This window comes from Undibacterium sp. WLHG33 (assembly GCF_049544815.1).
Classification (GTDB): domain Bacteria; phylum Pseudomonadota; class Gammaproteobacteria; order Burkholderiales; family Burkholderiaceae_D; genus Undibacterium.
The window spans coordinates 2,666,832-2,688,941 of the sequence record NZ_CP186697.1; the positions used below are offsets into that span (position 1 = coordinate 2,666,832).

18 protein-coding genes are annotated in these 22,110 nt (G+C 50.1%); 15 read left to right on the forward strand and 3 right to left on the reverse strand.

Translation table 11 applies throughout. The features are described 5' to 3' along the window. Positions 1 to 17 precede the first annotated feature (17 nt). From ACOTSW_RS12195 to ACOTSW_RS12225, 7 genes are all read left to right on the forward strand, one after another. The gene (locus tag ACOTSW_RS12195) at positions 18 to 542 is read left to right on the forward strand and encodes a helix-turn-helix domain-containing protein (protein ID WP_423679357.1); all 525 of its coding nucleotides are present in this window, start codon (positions 18 to 20) and stop codon (positions 540 to 542) included. A gap of 396 nt (positions 543 to 938) precedes the next feature. Then, positions 939 to 1,784: a bifunctional methylenetetrahydrofolate dehydrogenase/methenyltetrahydrofolate cyclohydrolase FolD gene (folD, locus tag ACOTSW_RS12200; RefSeq protein ID WP_423679358.1), complete on the forward strand. Its 846-nt coding sequence runs from the start codon at positions 939 to 941 to the stop codon at positions 1,782 to 1,784. A gap of 1 nt (position 1,785) precedes the next feature. Further along, positions 1,786 to 3,849, forward strand: coding sequence for a M3 family metallopeptidase (locus ACOTSW_RS12205; RefSeq protein ID WP_423679359.1), 2,064 nt, complete (start codon positions 1,786 to 1,788; stop codon positions 3,847 to 3,849). Positions 3,850 to 3,860: 11 nt separating this feature from the next. Further along, positions 3,861 to 4,484, forward strand: a complete 624-nt coding sequence (locus ACOTSW_RS12210) for a glutaredoxin family protein (RefSeq protein WP_423679360.1) — start codon at positions 3,861 to 3,863, stop codon at positions 4,482 to 4,484. A gap of 1 nt (position 4,485) precedes the next feature. Then, complete coding sequence (locus tag ACOTSW_RS12215) at positions 4,486 to 4,905, forward strand: DNA polymerase III subunit chi (RefSeq protein WP_423682310.1); 420 nt, start codon at positions 4,486 to 4,488, stop codon at positions 4,903 to 4,905. A 1-nt stretch (position 4,906) separates the two neighbouring features. Then, positions 4,907 to 5,332 carry a hypothetical protein gene (locus ACOTSW_RS12220; RefSeq protein ID WP_423679361.1) on the forward strand — a complete coding sequence of 142 codons (426 nt, stop codon included), beginning with the start codon at positions 4,907 to 4,909 and terminating at the stop codon, positions 5,330 to 5,332. Between the two features lie 695 nt (positions 5,333 to 6,027). Beyond that, entirely contained in the window at positions 6,028 to 7,173 is a 1,146-nt protein-coding gene (locus ACOTSW_RS12225) for a branched-chain amino acid ABC transporter substrate-binding protein (RefSeq protein WP_423679362.1), read from the forward strand. 101 nt (positions 7,174 to 7,274) lie between these two features. On the opposite strand, the gene ACOTSW_RS12230 is transcribed toward ACOTSW_RS12225, so the two are convergent. Further along, on the reverse strand, positions 7,275 to 7,583 hold the full coding sequence (locus ACOTSW_RS12230) for a c-type cytochrome (protein ID WP_423679363.1): 309 nt from the start codon (positions 7,581 to 7,583) through the stop codon (positions 7,275 to 7,277). Between the two features lie 125 nt (positions 7,584 to 7,708). Here ACOTSW_RS12230 and ACOTSW_RS12235 point away from each other — a divergent pair, with 125 nt between their 5' ends. The 7 genes from ACOTSW_RS12235 (at position 7,709) to ACOTSW_RS12265 (ending at position 16,667) form a co-directional block, all read left to right on the forward strand. Next, positions 7,709 to 7,942, forward strand: coding sequence for a TIGR04438 family Trp-rich protein (locus tag ACOTSW_RS12235; protein WP_423679364.1), 234 nt, complete (start codon positions 7,709 to 7,711; stop codon positions 7,940 to 7,942). A gap of 78 nt (positions 7,943 to 8,020) precedes the next feature. Next, positions 8,021 to 8,932, forward strand: a complete 912-nt coding sequence (locus ACOTSW_RS12240; protein WP_423679365.1) for a LysR family transcriptional regulator — start codon at positions 8,021 to 8,023, stop codon at positions 8,930 to 8,932. Continuing rightward, positions 8,926 to 9,723, forward strand: coding sequence for a prolipoprotein diacylglyceryl transferase (lgt, locus tag ACOTSW_RS12245; RefSeq protein WP_423679366.1), 798 nt, complete (start codon positions 8,926 to 8,928; stop codon positions 9,721 to 9,723). Before ACOTSW_RS12240 ends, lgt begins: the two co-directional genes overlap by 7 nt. Positions 9,724 to 10,047: 324 nt before the next feature. After that, positions 10,048 to 12,129, forward strand: a complete 2,082-nt coding sequence (locus ACOTSW_RS12250) for a M13 family metallopeptidase (RefSeq protein ID WP_423679367.1) — start codon at positions 10,048 to 10,050, stop codon at positions 12,127 to 12,129. Positions 12,130 to 12,412: 283 nt separating this feature from the next. Next, complete coding sequence (locus ACOTSW_RS12255) at positions 12,413 to 12,874, forward strand: OsmC family protein (protein WP_423679368.1); 462 nt, start codon at positions 12,413 to 12,415, stop codon at positions 12,872 to 12,874. A 9-nt stretch (positions 12,875 to 12,883) separates the two neighbouring features. Then, positions 12,884 to 13,537 (forward strand): FMN-binding negative transcriptional regulator, encoded by a 654-nt coding sequence (locus ACOTSW_RS12260; protein WP_423679369.1) that lies wholly within the window; start codon positions 12,884 to 12,886, stop codon positions 13,535 to 13,537. A gap of 202 nt (positions 13,538 to 13,739) precedes the next feature. After that, positions 13,740 to 16,667 (forward strand): HD domain-containing phosphohydrolase, encoded by a 2,928-nt coding sequence (locus ACOTSW_RS12265; RefSeq protein ID WP_423679370.1) that lies wholly within the window; start codon positions 13,740 to 13,742, stop codon positions 16,665 to 16,667. Between the two features lie 22 nt (positions 16,668 to 16,689). On the opposite strand, the gene ACOTSW_RS12270 is transcribed toward ACOTSW_RS12265, so the two are convergent. Further along, complete coding sequence (locus tag ACOTSW_RS12270; protein WP_423679371.1) at positions 16,690 to 18,144, reverse strand: NCS1 family nucleobase:cation symporter-1; 1,455 nt, start codon at positions 18,142 to 18,144, stop codon at positions 16,690 to 16,692. 570 nt (positions 18,145 to 18,714) lie between these two features. Beyond that, positions 18,715 to 20,025 carry an aspartate aminotransferase family protein gene (locus ACOTSW_RS12275; RefSeq protein WP_423679372.1) on the reverse strand — a complete coding sequence of 437 codons (1,311 nt, stop codon included), beginning with the start codon at positions 20,023 to 20,025 and terminating at the stop codon, positions 18,715 to 18,717. Positions 20,026 to 20,288: 263 nt separating this feature from the next. Between ACOTSW_RS12275 and ACOTSW_RS12280 the strand changes: the two genes are divergently transcribed. Then, entirely contained in the window at positions 20,289 to 21,773 is a 1,485-nt protein-coding gene (locus tag ACOTSW_RS12280; protein ID WP_423679373.1) for a PLP-dependent aminotransferase family protein, read from the forward strand. Positions 21,774 to 22,110: the final 337 nt, after the last annotated feature.

The following is a 22,110-nucleotide window of genomic DNA, read 5'->3' on the forward strand; positions in this document are numbered from 1 at the left end:
TTCAGAGCGAGGATTCTATGAGTGATGCGGGCGCAGGCCAGCCATTATTATCAGAAGTGACAGGATCTTTTCATTATCAGGAATTGATTGAATCCAGACTGGGACAACCCATTGCCACGGATGTGCTGAACACTGACGCCGGACGGCTGTCCTCATCGCCCGGAGCACGGCTAGCCGCAGCCCGCAATGCGGCGGGCTGGACTGTCGAACAGGTCGCCGCACAATTGAAAATAACGCGTCATCAAGTACTCGCAATTGAAGCCGACGATTACAATTCCCTGCCAGCTCCGGCGATTATCCGTGGTTTTGTACGCACTTACGCCAAGCTGCTCAGGATAGATTCAGCGCCACTACTGGAACTGATGCCGGATGTGCACGGCAAAAAAAAGATGTCGTCAGCCAAAGGCGCCAAAGCGCGGGCTGTTGCGGAGCATGGTAAACGCCCGGTTCATCATGCAGGCATCACTCCGCCCACTACGGCGCTTCTGATCTATGCCTTGTGCGTATTGGGACTGATATTGGCCGTGATCATGCATAACTAGTCTGCTGTGCCGGCTGCACGCGCCGCAGATCATCCGCCGGTACACGACCATCGCTATTCCACATACTCCCCTGCAATTTAACGAAATCTGCCTTCATGTCTATATAAACACTGGGGGTAATAAATATACTCCCCCGGGTATATTTTAGACATCAAACTTACCCCGCTGATTTTCACCGACCAGGTATCTGCACGGCGGCAAACGAAGAAACGCCGAGCACACCTGAGTGTGTCAGAACAATGTCATAGCCAGCAGCAGTGAAGCATTTCCCTTCCCTGGCTGTTCAACGTATCACTTACAGATATTTCCATAGTCAGCAATCGCGTCCGCATAGTTATCCGGCAAGCCACCGCATAATTTATAATCGCGGCTTGATCTTCTTTTGCAAAGCCCATCATGACTGCCCAAATTATCAGCGGAACCGAACTCTCCCAACAAATTCGTGCCGATGTCACGCAACGAGCTGCTGCCCTGACAGCGCAAGGAAAACAACCTGGTCTGGCGGTCATCCTGGTCGGTGAAAATCCGGCATCCCAAGTGTATGTCCGCAACAAGGTCAAAGCATGTCAGGACTGCGGTTTCTATTCAGTGCTGGAAAAATATGCGACCGATCTCAGCGAAGCCGATTTACTCGCTCACATCGAAAGACTGAATCAGGATCCGAAAATTAACGGCATTTTGGTGCAACTGCCTTTGCCTGCGCACATCAATGCGAATAAAGTCATTGAGGCGATCGCCGCAGAAAAAGACGTGGACGGCTTCCATATCAGCAACGCCGGTTTGCTGATGACAGGTCAGCCGCTGTTCCGTCCATGCACACCATACGGTGTCATGAAAATGCTGGAATCGATTAATTACCCTGTGCGCGGCGCGAATGCGGTCGTGGTTGGTGCATCGAATATCGTCGGCAAGCCGCAGGCAATGTTGCTCTTGCAAGCCGGTGCCACCGTCACCATCTGCAATTCCAAGACCCGCGATCTGGCAGCGCATACGCGCAACGCCGACATTCTTGTTGTCGCCACTGGCAAACGCAATATCGTTACCGCAGACATGGTCAAACCAGGCGCCGTTGTGATTGACGTCGGCATGAATCGTGACGATGAAGGCAAACTCTGTGGCGACGTTGACTATGCGCCAACCAAAGAAGTCGCGGGTTATATCACACCGGTTCCGGGTGGCGTAGGTCCTATGACCATCACCATGTTACTGGTCAACACCATTGAAGCTGCCGAAAGAAATTAAGATGACAACCAGTTCTCCATTACTCGACTTTACCGACCTGCCGCGTTTTGCCGATATCCGCGCCGAACACATCACGCCCGCCATCACCAGTTTACTGGCGGAAAACCGTGCCGTGGTCGAACAACTGTCCGCCAGTCAGGATGAAGTGACGTGGGAAAATTTTGTTGAGCCATTGGAGAACGCCACCGAAAGACTAGGCCGTGCCTGGGGCATCGTCAGCCATCTGAATGGCGTAGCCGATACGCCTGAATTGCGGGCGGCCTACAATGAAAATCAACCGGCAATCACTGAGTTCTGGACCGAGCTGGGACAAAATCTGGCGTTGTTCGGCAAATACAAAGCCTTGCGCGCGCAAGCCGGGTTTGATGCCTTGCCCGTGGCACGCAAAACCATCATACAAAACGCAATCCGTGATTTCCGTCTGGGTGGCGCTGAGTTGCCGGATGAACTGAAACAACGCTATGCAGAAATTCAGGAAAAACACGCGATGCTGACCACGCGTTTTTCTGAAAATGTGCTCGATGCCACCAACGATTATGCGTTGCTGATCAGCGACATCAGCGAACTCAAAGGCGTGCCGGAAGATGTGATTCAGGCAGCCAAAGCAACGGCTGAAAAGAACGGTAAAACCGGCTATCAGTTCACGCTGCATTTCCCTTCCTATTTCCCGTTATTGCAATACGCCGACAACCGCCAGATCCGCGAAACGATTTATCGCGCGAATGCCACCAAGGCATCCGAATTAGGTGCAAAACCGGAGTGGGATAACACAGCAATCATTGCGGAATTACTGCAGTTACGCAAAGAAGAAGCGCAATTGCTCGGCTACCGAAATTTTGCTGAGGTTTCTCTGGTGAGCAAAATGGCCGAGTCACCAGCGCAAGTCAGTGGTTTTCTTGAGGACCTTGCGCAACGCGCCCGTCCTTATGCAGAAAAAGACTTGCAGGAATTGCGCAGCTTCGCGGCAGAACAATTAGGCATCAGCACGCTTGAAGCGTGGGATGTCACCTATGCATCCGAAAAACTTCGCGAACAGCGCTATGCGTTTTCTGAGCAGGAAGTGAAATTGTATTTCCCTGAACCGCAAGTCATCAGCGGTCTGTTCCGCGTGATTCAGACCTTATTCGGTGTCACCATCCGCATTGATAAGGCAGACACCTGGCATCCGGATGTACAGTTTTATCGCATAGAAAAAGACGGGCACCTGATAGGTCAGTTTTATCTCGACCTGTATGCGCGTCAGGGCAAACGCGGCGGCGCCTGGATGGACGACGCCCGTGGTCGCCGCAAAACCGCCGATGATATACAAACACCGGTTGCCTATCTGGTGTGCAACTTCACCGAGCCTGCGACGGTCGATGGCGTACGCAAACCAGCTTACTTTACCCACGATGAAGTGATCACCCTGTTCCATGAATTCGGTCATGGCCTGCATCATCTGCTGACACAAGTTGATGATTTATCGGTCTCCGGCATTTCCGGCGTCGAATGGGACGCCGTCGAATTACCATCGCAATTCATGGAAAATTTCTGCTGGGAATGGGATGTGCTGCAACACATGACCGCGCATGCAGAGACCGGCGAACCATTGCCGCGCAGCCTGTATGAAAAAATGATCGCGGCGAAAAATTTTCAGTCCGGTCTGCAAACCCTGCGTCAGGTTGAATTTGCGCTGTTCGATATGCGCCTGCATGATCAGTTTGATCCGCACGGAACACAATCGGTACAGGATGTTCTGAATACAGTCAGAGAACAGATTTCCGTATTTACCGCACCGGAATTCAACCGCTTCCAGCACGCGTTCAGCCATATCTTTGCCGGTGGCTACGCAGCAGGTTATTACAGCTATAAGTGGGCGGAAGTGCTATCTGCCGATGCCTATGCCGCGTTTGAAGAACACGGTAAAACCGAGGGTAGTAATCTGTCACGCACGGCGGGACAGAAATTTCAGAAAGAAGTACTGGAAGTCGGTGGTTCACGCCCGGCGCTTGAATCATTCAAAGCCTTCCGTGGCAGAGAACCCGCCATCGATGCTTTATTACGCCATAGCGGCATGTCAGCCTGAAGGAGTACAACGTGAAACGAACAACAACCGCGATGCAAGTTCTGCTGTTGCCCTTGATGTTGCTGGCCACACAAGCTCAGGCACAGCTGTATAAATCTGTTGGTCCGGATGGGAAAATCACTTACTCCGACACGCCGCCTCAGTCCAATCAGAAATTGCTGGAAAAAAAAGAATTATCCAATTCCGCAAGCACCGCGAATTTTCCTTACGAACTTGGACAAGCAGCCTCAAAAAATCCGGTGACGATCTACACGGCCGCCAATTGCGCTCCCTGTAACGACGGCAAAAATCTGCTGAAATCAGCTGGAGTTCCTTTTTCGGAGAAAACAGTAAAAACATCCGAGGACGTTGAAAAGCTAAAGCAAATCAGTGGCGATACCCAGCTTCCGGTGATGCAGATAGGCAGCAAAAAATTGCACGGTTACAATGCCGATGAATGGAAATCAGCGATCAAGTCTGCAGCCTATCCTGCCAGCAATATGCTGCCACCGGACTATCGTTATCCTGCGGCAGAAAGCGCAGCACCCTCGGCTCCGGCACCTGCGGCGGCATCCGGCGACAAACCTGTTCCGCAGAAAAAGCCTGCCAATGTCCCGGCAAGAAAGCCAGCAACAGAAAATGACTTCCGCTTCTGATATGACGCGTATCGATTTTCACAGCAACGTCGCCGACAAGCTGCATTATGCCTGCCGGCTGATACGCAAGGCGCGTGCCGCGAACAGTCAGGTCGTAGTCTATCATGACGATCTGGCAGTCCTGCGTCATCTCGATGAAGCCCTGTGGACCATCAGTGAGGCAGATTTTTTACCGCATGTGATGGCAGATGATGTACTGGCATCCATGACGCCGATTATCCTCAGTCATACCCATCTGGATCAGAGTCCCCATTTTGAATTACTGGTCAATCTGAGTGCCGCTGTGCCTGAGCATTTTTCGCGGTTTGGCCGCATGATAGAAATCGTTTCAGGCGACCAGCAGGATACGCAGGCAGCGCGTGAACGCTACCGCTATTATCAACAACAGGGCCACTCACTCAACCATAACGTCGCAAAATAAAATGAATAACCCTATCGATGCCAGCATCCCTGTTCTGACTGAAATTATCTACCCGGCATACGCAGCCGGCGCAGAAGATGAGACAGCAGCAACTCCCGCATCACCATTGCCGCCATCGCCAATGCCGGACGCGGTAACAGTCAGCGCTGCGACGGACCCGATGAATGGCAGTGCGACAAATCCGGCCCCGTCAGAAGAGCAATGGCAGACACTCGAGCAGAGTCTGAAAGAAATCGTACTGAAAAACGTACTGGCGAGGGTTGATTTTGTCCTCGAGCACCGGGTCAGGGACAATCTGGCAGATGTGTTGCAGACCGCAGTTGAAGGCCTTGCAAACGAAATCCGTGCCGGTCTGAAAAACTCGCTGGAAGAACTGGTCACCAGAGCCGTCACCCAGGAAATCACCAAAGTTAAAAATTCAAAATAATTTTTTCTCCCTGTAACAACACTTCGTTACGTTCTTGCAGGATACATTTCAGCCGGCGGGCAGCGACATTTCCAGTATCTGCTTAACGCATCGCGGCCGCAGTAGCATCGATCCCAGGTATCCGCACAGAATAAAAATATACAAAAACGACGTGATGCAGTGCACAAAAAAATATCGTGATGATGTAAAAAACCACCAGACAGAAAAAAATATTGTCCGTCGCGGATAAAATTTCAGGATTTTTTTAACTCGCCAGATGGCATATTTGCACCAAATTTGTGCGACTCGCACCAGGTGTTTATTCGCTTCGCCGTGGATACCCGCTATTTATCTTCCATCTGAAAATATTCCTATCAGATAGCAGTCCTGCCAGCCGAAACCGCGTCAGCATGGGAAACATCCCATCTTACATTTTGATGCACTGCAAAGAAGTGTCTGCCGGCTTTATCCGTTTGCTTATCAAGGCTTCAACATTCAACACCGGCTCTTCATTTCTGCGAGTTAAATGCCGGCAATTAAAGTGAAAAAAATGCCCGATTTTGGCGCGTTGAAAAAAAGATTCACGTAGAAAAAAATCATGCTAAAGAGCTTTCGGAAATTTTTTTTCTGTTGTACCTTTTGTTTATTCAGTTTCCTGAATAAGTTGGCATTACAGTTTTGTAGCCCTACTTTTTAATCTTCAAGGGAGTATGTTCATGTCGTTAAAAACTAAAATGATTCCACTGGCTGGCGCGATCGCTTTCGCATTTGCCGGTTCCGCGGCAGCTCAGGAAGTCGTCATTAAAATCGGCCACGTCGGCCCTGTTTCCGGTCCTATCGCCCATCTGGGTAAAGACAATGAAAACGGCGCCAAAATGGCGATCGAAGAGTTGAACGCCAAAGGCGTGATGATCGGCGGCAAAAAAGCAAAATTCGAATTGCTGGCTGAAGATGACGGCGGCGATCCGAAACAAGGTACAACCGTTGCACAAAAACTGGTTGATGCGAAAGTCAACGGCGTGATCGGTCACCTGAATTCAGGAACAACGATCCCAGCATCTAAAATCTACAACGATGCTGGCATTCCACAAATCTCCCCTTCTGCAACTGCAGTTCCATACACTAACCAGGGCTTTAAAGGCGCGTTCCGCGTTGTGGCGAACGATGGTCAGTTAGGCGGCACGCTGGGTCGTTACGCTGTGCAAATCAGCAAAGCGAAAAAAGTTGCTGTGATTGACGATAAAACAGCCTACGGCGAGGGCGTGGCAAAAGAGTTCGTCAAGGGTGCCAAAGGCAAGGGTGCTGAAATCATCGTGCAAGAGCACACAACGGATAAATCCAATGATTTCGCCGCTATTCTGACCACGATTAAAGCGAAAAAACCTGATCTGATTTTCTTCGGTGGTATGGATGCGGTTGCAGGCCCTATGCTGCGTCAGATGAAAGCACTGGGCGTGAATGCGAAATTCATGGGCGGTGATGGTATCTGTACAGCCGACTTGGTTAAACTCGCTGGTGATGCGCTTGGCGAAGGTCAGGTCGTCTGCGCAGAAGCAGGTGGTGTTCTCGATGCGCAAAAAGTAGCCAACGACAACTGGAAAGCAGCATACAAGAAAAAATTCGGTATGGATGTGCAGATCTACGCACCGTATGTTTACGATGCTGTGATGACGATGGTTGAAGCAATGAAACAGGCTAATTCTGCAGAACCTGCAAAATACCTGCCAGTGCTGAAGAAAATCAAATATAAAGGTGTAACTGGCGATATCGCGTTTGACGACAAGGGCGACATCAAAGACGGCACACTGACTTTGTACACATACAAAGGCGGAAAACGTGAACTGTTAACTGTGACTAAGTAATCAGCGTCGCATTCAGACAAAAAAGCCCGGTTCAGTTCGTGAACCGGGCTTTTTTAATGAACTGCTGATTCTGCGACAGATCAGCAGCAAGCAAGCAAGAATTATTTCAACGCCAGTATCCATTTAACCAGAGTTTTCGCTTCTGCCTCAGTCACCTGTGGATTCGCTGGCATAGGAATCGCACCCCAGGTACCGCTGCCGCCCTTGATGACTTTTTGTATCAGCTTGGCTTCGGCAGTTTTATCGCCTGCATATTTTTTTGCTACTTCTTTATAGCCGGGACCGACGACTTTATTATCAACTGCGTGACAAGCCAAGCAATTTTTCGCTTTTGCCAGATCAGCATTTGCCATTGCCGAACCAGATGCCAATACTGCCAGAGCTGCGCCTACGAATAAGGAATATTTCATTGTTCTCTCCAGGTTAGAAATGCCGTTTCATTTTAACGCGTTTCCGAAATTTGAACATGGCTCAGAATATGCCGGTTGACCTGCCGTCGAATACGTTTTAATCTGCTGACAAAAGGAAACCCATCATGCTACTGATCATCCCCTTATTCTTATTGCTGGTATTAAAACTTGCCGAGGTCTCAGTGTTTGCCACCATGTCCTGGTGGTGGATTATCGGCGGCGCCATATTTGCGTTTTTGTGGTTTGAGTTTTTCGAGCGCATGCTGGGTCTGGATAAACGTAAAGACGATGCACATTTCGAAAAAATCAAGGCAGAACGCCTGAAACGTACATTTGAGAAAAAGGTTGGTCGCCGTTGATAACGACAGATCTGCACAAAATGCAAAGCCGACACTGGGTCGGCTTTTTTTACGGACAAAAATCAGTCACGTGCGCACATGAATAATCCAGATCTGCGGCATCTTGAACTGCGACAGCTCCGCTATTTCATCGCGGTTGCAGAGGAAATGCATTTTGGTAAAGCCGCACTACGGCTGAATATGACCCAACCGCCGCTATCGCAGGCGATACAGTCGCTCGAGAGCTTTCTTGGTACCGCACTGTTTATCCGAACCACCCGCCATACCGCGCTGACGCCCGCCGGAATTGCTTTGTTACCGGAAGCCAGACGCCTGCTGGAACAGGCAAATAATCTTCGGCAGCTGGCCCAACAAGCGGCCGCAGGTGCGCGCGGTCATTTGTCACTCGCTTTTGTTTCTGTCGCCGATTACAGCATACTGCCGCCGACGTTGCGGGCGTTCCGTCAGAGCCATCCTGACGTCAGCATAGAATTGCGTGAAGCAACGACCGATGTCCAGCTGGACGCACTCGAAAAAAGTGAAATTGACGCCGGCTTCATGATCCCGCCTTTACCGGAAAAACTGCAACAGATTTTGTGCTATCAGAAAATTCTGACCGAACCGCTGATGCTGGCGGCACCTGAGCACATACTGCCACGTGATAAGCCGGTGAAAATGGAAAATTGTCCTGATCTGCCGCTGATCCTGTTTCCACGCAAAATCGCGCCATCATTACACGATGCGATACTCGGTCATTTCCATGCTGCGGGGATGACGCCGGTAATCGGCCAGGAAGCAATACAGATGCAAACCATCGTCGGGCTGGTGTCGGCTGGCATGGGTATCGCACTTGTGCCACAATCCGTCTCGAACTTACAGCGTCCCGGCGTGGTCTATCATCCGATTGAACATGCCGCACCGGCAGTCGAGATCGGTATCGTCTGGCGTAAAGATAATCCGTCAGCGGTGCTCGCCTCCTTTTTACAGCTTTTACATACAACCACATGCTGATTCATCCTAATCCTGATCCCGTCGCTTTTGCCATTGGCCCGCTTTCCGTACATTGGTATGGGCTGATGTATATGGTCGCCTTTGCCCAGTTTATTGTGCTGGGCCGTTATCGCCTCAGATTGCCGCACGTCGCAGCGAAAGGCTGGACCCGCGAACATATCGACGACATGCTTTTTTATGGCGTGCTTGGCGTGATTCTCGGCGGCCGCCTTGGCGAAGTGCTTTTTTACGGACTGCCCTATTACCTCGGCAATCCGCTGGAAATTTTCAAAGTCTGGAAAGGCGGCATGTCATTTCATGGCGGGTTTCTCGGTGTGCTGATTGCGATGTCCTTGTGGGCGCGTAAAGCAAAAATGCATCTGGCGGATGTCTATGATTTCATCGCTCCGCTGGTGCCGCTCGGTTATGCGGCTGGCCGCATCGGCAATTTCATCAATCACGAACTGCCGGGACGCATTGCCTCTGCTGATTTACCGTGGGCGATGATCTGGCCAGGCGTCGATCATCCTGTACATCCATCGCCACTGTATCAGGCGCTCATCGATGGTGTTTTATTGTTTGTGATCCTGTGGATATTCGCCAGCAAAGCGCGGCCGAGATTGGCGGTCGGGTCTTTGTTCGTGATCCTGTACGGTTGTGCACGCTTTTGTACAGAATACTTCCGTACTCCGGATTACGAAGTCAGCTTGGCCGGATTGACGATCTCTGCCGGACAGATGCTTTCGCTGCCGATGATCGCCGTCGGTGCATTGCTGCTGTTCTGGTCTTACCATCAGAAAAAATCCTCGTAATTCAGGATATTACGGGGAGTATATGCAGAAAACGCCTTAACCTTTCGGTAAAAAAAAGGGGGTTAAAATATACTCCCCCCAGTATATTTTATGCCTGAGACACCTTTAACTATGTATTCAGACTCAATTCCGACTTCATCAACAACATCATTCAGTTAAAAAAAGCGGCGGATTATTTCGTCTCCTGACGAACTAATCCGCCGCTTTTTTGTCTCAATCAACCTGACTGTTTTCTTCACCATGTATTCGTTGTGAATGCTGGTGAATGAATGACATTTCATGACAGCTATTTCAACCGATTTTAAAAAATAAAGGGACTATCACATGCAACGCACCCTGCTTTCGCTTGCCGTCCTGGCAGCCATTTCTGCCGGCAGCACCGGCACCGCTTTTGCCCAGACGACACCAGCCCACACGACGACAGCGGCATCGACAACGGCCGCCGCCCGTATTTCAGGCATTGATCTGCAATGGATAGATACCAGCGTACGTCCGCAGGATGATTTCTTCAAATTCATGTCTGGCAAATGGCTGGCGAATGCAGAGATTCCGGCAGACCGCGCCCGCTTCGGTTCTTTCGATCAGTTGCGCGACTTATCCGAACAACGTTCGTATGACATCATCAAAGCATTGGCCGCTGACAGCAAATTGAAAGCAGGCAGCAACGAGAAAAAAATTGCCGATCTTTATAATAGTTTCATGGATGAAGCACAGGCCGAGAAACTTGATATCGCACCGCTCAAAGCGACATTCAACCGCATTGACCGTCTGACCAAAAAAGAAGATTTACCAGCACTGATTTCTAATCTGGCCAAACTCGGCGTTTCGCTGCCGGTGCAATCCGGTATAGGCCAGGATGCACGCGACTCCAGCAAATACGCAGTCTATGTCAGCCAGGGTGGACTCGGTTTGCCGGACCGTGATTACTATCTGAAGGATGATGATGCCAAGCTCAAAGGCTTCCGCGATGCCTATCTGAAGCACGTAGAAAAAATGCTGGAAATGAGCGGTCAGAAAGATGCTGAAAAAGCGGCTGCCAGCATCCTTGCACTGGAAACAGAAATCGCGAAAATCCAGTGGACCAAAGTCGAAAATCGCAACCCGGTCAAAACCTACAACAAAATTGAAAAAGCAAAATTAGCGGAGCTGTTGCCAGGCTTCGACTGGACCGCGTATTTCGCTGGCACCGGTGTCGGCAACCGTGTCGATTATGTGATTGTCCGTCAACCGGGCTTCCTCAGTGGCATGGCAAAAATCATTCAGGACACACCAGTTTCTGTATGGCAGTCCTATTACAAATGGAAAGTGCTGAGTGCGTATGCGAGCCTGTTATCGAAACGCTTTGTTGATGAAGATTTCAACTTCTCCAGCGTGACCTTACGCGGTATTCCGGCGAACCAGCCACGCTGGAAACGCGGTGTGGCACGCGTGGAAGAAAGCATGTCGGAAGCACTGGGCAAACTGTATGTCGCCAAATACTTCCCGCCTGAGAATAAAGCACGCATGGAAGAACTGGTTAAAAATCTGACGCTCGCCTACAAACAAAGCATAGAAACGCTGGACTGGATGAGCCCTGAAACCAAAAAAGAAGCGCTCACCAAACTCGCTAAGTTCACACCGAAAATCGGCTATCCGGATGTATGGCGCGATTACAGCAAACTGGTCATCAAAAAAGACGATCTGGTTGGTAACGTGATGCGTGGCCGTGAACATGAATACCTACGCCAATTGTCCAAATTAGGTCAGCCGGTCAACCGCAAAGAATGGGGCATGAGCCCGCAGACCGTGAATGCGTATTACAACTCCCGTCAAAATGAAATCGTCTTCCCGGCCGCGATTCTGCAACCGCCATTCTTCAATCCGGCTGCAGATGATGCCGTGAATTACGGTGGTATCGGCGCGGTGATCGGGCATGAAATCAGCCACGGATTCGATGATTCCGGAAGCCAGTCTGATGGTGACGGTAATCTGCGTGACTGGTGGACCAAAGAAGACAAAGCGAATTTCGGTAAGCTGACTGCAGCGATGATCGCACAATACAACGCGTACAGCCCGCTGCCGGGTTATAACGTCAACGGTGCCCTGACACTCGGTGAAAACATTGCCGATAATTCCGGTTTATCGATCGCCTATAAAGCGTATCAGATCTCACTCGGCGGCAAACCTGCACCGGTGATTGACGGTTACACGGGAGACCAGCGTCTGTTCATGGGCTGGGCACAAGTCTGGCGTGGTAAAGCGCGTGATGCTGAAACGATTCGTCTGATTAACACAGACCCGCACTCACCTGCGGCGGTACGTGGTAATGCACCACTGACCAACCTGCCAGCGTTCTACTCTGCATTTGGCGTCAAAGAAGGCGACAGAATGTATACAGCGCCAGAGAAACGTATTACGATCTGGTAATCGGCCGCACCTGTAATATCGCCCGCGGGCGAATCTGAACAATTTGCCCCAGCCCTCTTTCTGCGAACAGAAAGAGGGCTTTTTTCATTGAGCACTGACGCAACAATCTCCTGCAGACGCGTAGAGCCTGACCTGACAGGCGTAAAAAGTCCGGGGCAATGATCAATTCCGCAGCCTGTATTTACAGCATTGCGTTAAACTAGCCAGCATTATATTGTCGCTTCATCATACAGACGCCAGCAGCTTAGCTACTGGATTTAACCATCATCATTCAAGGAATCATATGGAACAGTATTGCGCACAAATTATCTGGAATCGCGGCGAGCAGAATTTCAGCGATAACAAATACAGTCGTGGTCACGAATGGAAATTTGATGGTGGTCTGACAGTGCCGGCGTCTTCGGCACCTGCTTCTGTTCCTGTACCGTTGTCGGTCGCAGAAAACATCGATCCGGAAGAAGCCCTGGTCGCCGCGCTGTCGAGCTGCCATATGCTGTTTTTTCTCGCCTTCGCCGGTAAGCAGGGCTATATCGTTGACAGTTACGAAGACAATGCCGCTGGCATCATGGAAAAAAATGAAAAGCGACGGATGTCGATCACCCGCATAGAACTGCGTCCGCATGCAGTCTTTTCCGGCACCACGATACCGACTGCAGAGCAAATTCTGGCGCTGCATCACCTTGCACACGACCATTGTTATATCGCCAATTCCATTCGTGCGGAAGTGGTCATTACTCCGGTCTGAGCGAGCAGCATGTACACACCCGCCGCGTTCTCCGAGCAAAGAATTGAAGTTCTGCATGCACTGATCAATACGCATCCTCTGGCGAGTGTAGTGACATCGACCGGGGATGGATTGACTGCAGATCACATTCCCATGATCGTCACCGCACCAAGTGCCGGTGCGCCGTTCGGAACCTTGTGCGGGCACGTCGCGCGCCAGAATCCACTGTGGCAATCTGCTTCAGAGTTACTGTGTATATTTCAGGGGCCGAGCGCTTACATCACACCTAGTTGGTACGAAGAAAAAAAACAGAACGGCGCCGTCGTTCCTACCTACAATTATGCAGTGGTCCATGCACACGGAACATTGCGTATTGTCGATGATCGACAGGAATTTCTGGCACTCCTGAATAATCTCACCACACATTTTGAAACCCAGCGTACAACACCCTGGCAAATCAGTGATGCACCTTCGGACTACATTCATCATCTGATGGATGCCATCGTCGGCATCGAAATTCCTATCACCCGTATCACGGGAAAATGGAAAACAAGCCAGAATAAAACAATACAAAACCGCGGTAATATTACGATAGGCCTGCGTGAAAAAAATCATCACAATGAAATTGCAATGGCAGACCTGATGGAACAGGCGTTGTTTGCGTCAGAAGAAAAAAGTGTGTAACCGAGTATGTCGCATGTTAACGATACTCTTGCTTTTACAGCGCACTGACAGCAATCTTGTTGCAGGGATTTATCTCATGAGAACATAAGGTTTTCTGCACAGCTGACGGCACCGGATAGCTTCACATCAATCATTTTTACAAAGAGTTTCTGCATCAAACGACATTTATTCTTCCCGATAAAACCACTTCAGAAAGCATGCCATGCCGACGAAAAAGAACGTGTACTTCTACATTTACATTGCTTACTTTTTCACCGGTCTGATTGTGATTTTTGCGCTGATTATGGGCCTGGTGCAGTTTCCGCACATGAGCAAAATTATCCTTGCGCAGGCAAATAATACCTATGAACTGATAGGTAAAGAAATTACAGCTGACATCAGGGACATCTATGAACCAGTAAAAAATCAGACGGAAATCCTGGCACAGATACACCCCATTCCCGGTAATGATCTGAATGAAAGACTCAGACATACCGCCTATCTGGCAAAAGCCATCGATAAACTGGCATCCGCGACCTCTGCTTACGTCGGTTATGCGAACGGTGATTTTTTTTTGCTGCGGCAGTTTGCCAAATCGAATGGCAGCAAAGACGTCTTTCATGCCCCGCCGGAAACTGCCTGGATAGTACAAAGCACCAGTCACGAACATGGCAAACTGGTTGAACATCTGGTGTATCTGAACGGGAAGCTGCAGGAAATAAGCCGGATGGAAATCGGCTTAAGAAATTTCGACCCGCGTCAGCGCAACTGGTATATCTCTGCAATGCGTCATCCGGCACAATCAAACGTATCAGAGCCCTACTATTTTTTTACCACCGGACAAATCGGTGTCACCTACTCGCAAAAAATTGTGAATGAAAACGCGGTGGTTGGCATTGATATTGAAATGCCGACGATACAGGACATCGTCAGAAATCACGGTATCACACCGTCAACGTCAATTGCACTGACGGACCAGCAAGGACAATTGCTGGCATGGAAAAACGGTCAGATCAGCAGCTACAAACCGCAGATCAGTGTGCGGAAGGATGGCAGCAGCGGCATGCCCTTGCTCGCAGAACAGGATGCCCCGGTATTGAATCAGATCAGAAAAAATATTGCCTCTGTCCCAGCCGGGCCAGCGCAAACGAAAAGTTCTTCCATTGATATTCAAGGTGCAACCTGGTCAACCTATCACACCCGCTTGCATATACCCGGCGGGCAGGATCTCAGCATACTGATCGCCAGTCCGCATGCAGAACTGCTTGCAGACATACTGGATATGCGCAAAAAAAATATCGCGATATTCGTATTTCTGTTGTTGTTAGAAATCGGCGTGACGATATATTTTTCACGTCTGGCATCACAACCACTGAATCAACTGTCGGAAGAGGCAAAAAAAATTGCCCATTTCGATTTTCATAGCAAAGTAGAAATTGAGACGCGCATCAGAGAAATTGCCGATCTCGCTGATTCAATGAAAGGAATGAAAGCCACCATACAATCATTTCTCGATATCGCCAGCAGTCTCGCATCAGAAAATAATTATGATCGCCTGCTGGCCCGCGTCTTAAAAGAAATGTCTGAAATTACAGGAGCCAGATCGGGTTTACTGTATCTGTATGAGCCGCAAAAGGATGCACTGGATGTTGTGCAGATTTATGCAGATCATCATGTCGTTGAAACCGATGCACAAAGCATACCGATGAGCGATCGCAGCCATCCTGTTGTGGCCGCCTGCTATTCCGGCTCGCAGATCCTGCAATTACAACCGAATGATCTGCGACTTTTTTTCAGTGCTTTACCTGAGTTATCGCATGTGACAACGCTGATCTCTATTCCGCTGAAAGACCGTAATGGCACTCTGTCAGGTGCTGTTGCGCTGGTGATAGACGCGACTGTCATTGACGATGCACATCTCGCGATGGCGGAAGCCGTTTCCGGGGCTGCTGCCGTCGCGATAGAAAATCAACGTCTGATTCAGGAACAAAAAGCCTTGCTGGCTTCATTCATACAACTGATCGCCAGCGCGATTGACGCCAAAAGCCCCTACACCGGTGGACATTGTCAGCGCGTTCCGGTACTCACAAAATTACTGGCACAGGCTGCTTGTCGCGAGACGAGCGGGCCGTATGCCAGCTTTAATCTGAATGAAGAAGAATGGGAAGAATTGCATGTCGCCTCCTGGCTGCATGATTGCGGCAAAGTTACCACGCCGGAATATATCGTCGATAAGGCGACCAAACTCGAAACGCTGTATGACCGCATTCATGAAATACGCATGCGTTTTGAAGTATTAAAGCGCGATGCAGAAATCACCTGCTGGCAAGCCATCGCCAACGGGGGAAATGCGGCTGAACTGAAAGAAAAACTCCATACAGAGCTGAGGCAGCTGGACGAGGACTTTGCTTTTATCGCAGAATGTAATGAGGGTAGTGAGTTCATGGCTCCGGAAAAGATTGCCCGTCTAAAAGCGATTGCTGAACGGACCTGGCAGCGTACCTTGTCTGACCGCATCGGTATTTCACACGAGGAAAAAGAACGCAAAGAGCGTACCCCGGAACCTGTGCTACCGGTAAGCGAACATCTCCTCAGCGATAAACCGGAACATATTTTTACCCGCTCGCCGCGCGACACGATTCCGGCGGATAATCCCTGGGGTTTCAGGATCACGGTGCCGGAAAATTTATACAACCGCGGCGAACTGTATAACTTGTGTGTGACGCGTGGCACTTTGTCCGAAGAAGAGCGCTATAAGATTAATGAACACATGACACAAACCATTATGATGCTGGGAAAATTGCCATTCCCGCGTCATCTGGCGAAAGTACCGGAAATCGCCGGCGGTCATCACGAAAAAATGGATGGCACAGGCTATCCGAAACGCCTGACCGGGGACCAGATGAGCATCCCTGCCCGCATGATGGCAATCGCTGATATCTTTGAGGCGCTGACGGCGGCAGATCGTCCCTACAAAAAAGGTAAGACCTTGTCAGAGGCTATCGCAATGATGAGCCGGATGGAAAAAGAACAGCATATTGATACTGAATTATTCAGGCTGTTCCTGACTTCCGGCGTCTATCTCGAATACGCAAAAATGTTTATGAAACCCGGGCAGATTGATGAGGTCAACATAGCAGCGTATATCTGATGCAAAAAGCTACCTGAGTACTTCAGACTGCAGTGCGCTGATTGCGCATCAGAGCAAAATACACGATACCGGAAATCGCCAGACCGACAAACCAGGCATAGGTATAAATCGTTTTCAGCAGCGCAGAAACCTCCGGAAAAGACGCTGGAAATGCTGCGTTCAGGAAACCGGGAATATTCGGTGCCACGCCAATCACAAACGCGATCACTGCCGTCATATTCCAGCCCTTACGGTAACTGTACTGACCATGCTCTTCATATAAAGCCGGCACGTTAATCTGCGTCCGACGGATAAAGTAATAGTCAATAATCAGTATGCCGGCGATAGGGCCAAGCAACGCAGAGTAACCAATCAGCCAGGTGAAGATATAACCTTGCGTGGTTTCGAGAATTTTCCATGGCATCATCACCAGTGCGATACCGGCTGTAATGTAGCCTCCGGTTTTATACGAAATCAGTTGAGGATTCAGCGCAGAAAAATCGTAAGCAGGACCAACCAGATTAGCAGCAAGATTGACCGAGACCGTATCAATCAACAAAATCACCAGCGCGATCAGCACGGCAGCACCTGTCATACGACTTGCGACATCCACCGGGTCCCATAAGGCTTTACCGTATAAAACGACAGTCGCTGAAGTGACGATCACTGCCATCAAAGCCAGCAGTCCCATAGGTGCGGGCAAGCCAACGGTCTGACCAAGAATCTGATCTTTCTGCGACTTAGCAAAGCGTGTAAAGTCAGGAATATTCAGTGCGAGTGTGGCCCAGAAACCTATCATCGCTGTCAGAGATGGCCAGAATGTCGTCCAGAATTGCCCTGCTTTTTTTCCGCCTTCAACAAACTGTGAAGGCTGATCCAGCAAGGCACCAAAACTACCCGCTTTGTTGTATACCCATGCCAGTAACACGAAACAGATAAGTATCTTTAATGGCGCCGTATATGTCTCCAGCTGACGTATCGATTCCATGCCATGAAAAATGTACCAGAACTGTATACCCCAGAAAATCAGAAAACACACCAGCTGGGCGCCGTTGATACCCAAGCCTGCGATGTTGTCGCCGCCCAGCGGATGACCGAGTAAAACACCGCCAAGAGTGTAGATCATTTGCCCGCCAAACCATGTTTGTATGCCATACCAGCCACAGGCGACGATCGCCCGCATCAGTGCAGGCAAACGTGCACCGCGCACGCCAAACGAAGTGCGTGCCAGTACCGCGTAGGGGATACCGTATTTCGCTCCAGCGTGACCGATCAGTAACATCGGTACCAGCACTATTGCATTGGCCAGAAACACAGTCCAGACCGCCTGATAGCCTGACATACCGCCCTCAATCAGACTGGCAGACAAGGTGTAAGCAGGAATACACATCACCATCCCTACCCATAAGGCAGCGAAGTGATACCAGCGCCAGGTACGTTGCACCTCTGAGGTCGGTGCTAAGTCCTCATTCCAAAGTTGATTACTTTCCGGTTGCATATAATTTTTCTCCAAGGTCGATATCTGAGGACAGGCACAAACACATCCACACACAACAAAGCGACTGATAAGTAAAAATAAGTAAAAAAGTCCAGTATTGAGCGGGATAGTACTGATGTAAAAGAGAACGGCAGATCACGTCAGATGCCGTGCACGCGTAGCAAACTTCATTCCACAAAACACATGTCAGCTTGTCTCTGCTTTCGTTAAACGGACAGCGCGATAGGCATTTCTGTCAGGTCCGGTCAAAGGCAATACAGACCTTACCGGAATCACGCGGGATTTATACGCTCACATCAGGCTGATGACAAGCAAAGGATGTATCCGAAGAGATGTCGTTGTACTAATCTGTTGTGCAATCGCTTGATAAGACCGGAAGTCATAAGCAATATAACAACCGTCAGATTGCATGCATGTGTATGCATTGCGCCCCCGTCCATCATTTTTTGGTGACGATACCTGATCACTACGCCGGTATTAGCGCTGCCGGCAGCACAAGTGAGTGATAGAGGAAAAAGAAATGCTCTGTGATCAGCGCAGATCACAGAGCAGCAACATCATCCGGCGAACTCAGACTGTTTTCCTGAGTATGTCGGCGAGTTTGCCGAACAGATCGTCGATGTGTTTTTTCTCAAGCACGAGCGGCGGAGACAAGGCAATGATGTCGCCCGTAGTGCGAATCAGCACGCCTTCCGCAAATGCCTGTTTGTACACTGCCATCGCACGTGCGCCGACTTTGCCCGGTATCGATGCCAGCTCGATCGCCCCGATCAGACCGACATTCCGCAAATCGATCACATGCGGCAAACCCTTCAGCGAATGCAAAGCATCTTCCCAATATGCGGTCATGCTTTGCGCATGCTCCAGCACTTTTTCTTCTTTGAATACTTTGAGTGAAGCTAGCCCGGCAGCGCATGCCAATGGGTGACCGGAATAGGTATAGCCGTGGAAAAATTCGATGCCGGCGGGACTGTCGAGCAAGGTTTCATAAATCATCGACTTACTGAATACCGCCCCCATTGGTACAACACCATTTGTAAGCCCTTTTGCGGTCGTCATCAGGTCAGGTGTGACGTCGAAAAAATCACTGGCAAACGGTGTTGCCATTCGACCGAAGCCAGTAATCACCTCATCAAAAATCAGCAGAATGCCATGCTTATCGCACAATTCACGTAAGCGCTTCAGATAGCCTTTCGGTGGCAGAATCACACCGGCAGAGCCCGACAAAGGCTCCACAATCACCGCAGCGATGGTTGACACATCATGCAGTGCAACGATGCGATCGAGTTCATCAGCGAGATGAGTGCCATATTCGGGAAGCCCGCGGCTATACGCATTTTTTTCGAGATTATAGGTATGCGGCAAATAATCGACACCACCCAATAAATTCGGAAACTGTTTGCGATTCGCCGGTAATCCACCGAGAGACATACCACCAAAACCGACGCCGTGATAACCACGCTCACGGCTGATGAAGCGCGTCCGTTGTCCTTCACCACGCGCACGGTGATAAGCCAGCACCATCTTCATCGCTGTATCAACCGATTCGGAGCCGGAATTGGTATAAAACACCTGACCAAATTTATTGCCACTGTAATCAATTAACTGTTCGGCGAGTTCAAATGCCGCCGGATGCCCCATCTGAAACGCCGGTGCGTAATCCAGCGTCGCGATTGCATCCTGCACTGCCCTGACTATCGTCGGATGAGAATGTCCCAGCGGCACGCACCATAGCCCGGCAGTACCATCGAGAATCTCGCGACCATTTTGATCGCGGTAATACATCCCGGCAGCGGAAGCAACCACGCGTGGCGCTTCTTTGTAATCCCGGTTCGCCGTAAACGGCATCCAGTACGCATTGAGTTGTTGTTGACTAAGCATGTGGCTCTCCTGAAATAATTTACCGATCGGTAAAAGTATGATGAAATCCTAACCAGGCATATGCGCAGAAGACATATACAGCCAGTCAAATTTCACCCAACCGTACTGGCTTTCTGAACTGCACAGTTCTCATCCGGACGATACGGACTAGCCTTGCTGACCAGCTGATAGCGAGCAGTCAAAGCAAGTGACATACCAATAAATTTCCCGATCACAGTTCTGCGCCAGATGAGGGATGCGTGTTGCTATATTATGGAATAAAAATGGAATTGACCGAAGAAATGCAACAAAGATCCGAACCAGCGGTCTGGCCGCAGCTGACGCTGGCACGCGGACGTCAGACCAGTCTGGTTGAGCAGATCGTGTGTGAAGTCAGCCAACTGATACGGCAACATCATTTACCACTCGGCAGCAAAATGCCGTCGGTACGTCAGTTTGCCAAATGCAATGCCGTGAGCACGTTCACCGTCGTCGAATCTTATGAACGACTGATCGCGCTTGGCATGCTGAGTTCGCGACGTGGTTCTGGTTACTTTGTGAGTAAGCCTGCAGGTATGCCCGTACCTTTGCCGCATCCCGTAACACCGGCCACGATTGACGCACTGAGTCCGGATTTATATTCCGGTGTTTCCTCTGCCTTACCGGTAGGTTCCGGCTGGCTGCCACCGGAATGGTATGGTGACGATGTTTTGCTGGACGCACTCAGACAGGCGATGCGCATTCCGACCCAGCGTCTGCGCGGCTATGGGCACCCGGCAGGATTTCCCGGTCTGCGCCAGCATCTGGCCCGCCATTTGACACAACAGCTGTTTCAGGTTGATACAGAACAGGTTCTGCTGACCAATGGTGCAACACACGCATTCGATCTGATATTGCGCACACTGTGTAAGCCTGGCGACACGGTGCTGGTGGAAAATCCCGGTTACAGTAATTTACTGTCACTGATACGGCATCATGGCTGCATTCCTGTCGGCATACAGAGGAGTGAACATGGGCTTGATCTGGATGGTCTGATGGAAAAAGCATTACTCCATCAGCCTAAAATCATGTTTGTGAATACGGTGCTGCAAAATCCGCTTGGTACCAGTCTCACACAAGCACAGGCACACCGTCTGCTGGCACTGGCAGAGCAATTCGATTTCTGGCTGGTTGAAGACGACATCTATCGCGAACTTTGCACACGCCCCGAACCCTCTTTAGCTGCGATGGATGGGCTCAGGCGTGTAATACGGGTGGGTAGTTTTTCCAAAGTGCTTTCCCCGACGCTGCGCGTCGGTTCGCTCTGTGCTTCACGCTCACTGATTGACGAATTGCTGCGGATCAAAATGCTGAGCGGGCTGACGACCTCGGAAATCAATGAGCGTGCGGTGTTACATGCGATCAGCTCCACACTGTACCGGCGTATGCTGGAAAAGCTCAAACGCCAGCTTGATAGTTCGCGTACCGAAGCACTGAGACTGTTGCAGGAAGCCGGCCTGACCGCACTGGCAGAACCACGCGGCGGTATGTTTATCAGCGCAGGCTGGCCAGATTCTGAACTTACAGCGCAAGAAATCAGCACACTGGCACGACAGGCCGGCTTCCTGATGGCACCCGCTGATTTTTTCTGTCTTCAGGAAACTGCTTATCCGTGGTTCCGCTTTAACATCGCGCATTGCAGCTTACTACAACTGCTTACTTTTTTACGTCGCATCAGTGATCGGGCGTCTCATGGATCAGTAAGTGGAAAAGAGTCCCTGCGCCCGTGATGCAATTGAGAGGCACATATGATCAACGATCCCGGCAATACATTTTTACCATATGACGCTTTTCAAATTTCTATGTAAAGGAAGCCATCCGCTGCGCTGCGGCCTGCTCTTAACGGATGAGTGAAAGAAACCTGTCTCTGCTCAGAAAAGAGATGACAACGTTCGAAAAATAGAAAGCCGCCGGAAAAATCAAGGCAGTCTATGCGACCCGCTTATTATTCTCGATCCGGACAATGACGCTACCGTATGTGGATTTTCTGACGTAAATCACACTGTCTCCCGCACAGGACTTCATATAGCGACAGGATGTCGATACAGCACAGAGGTTCATTTCAGG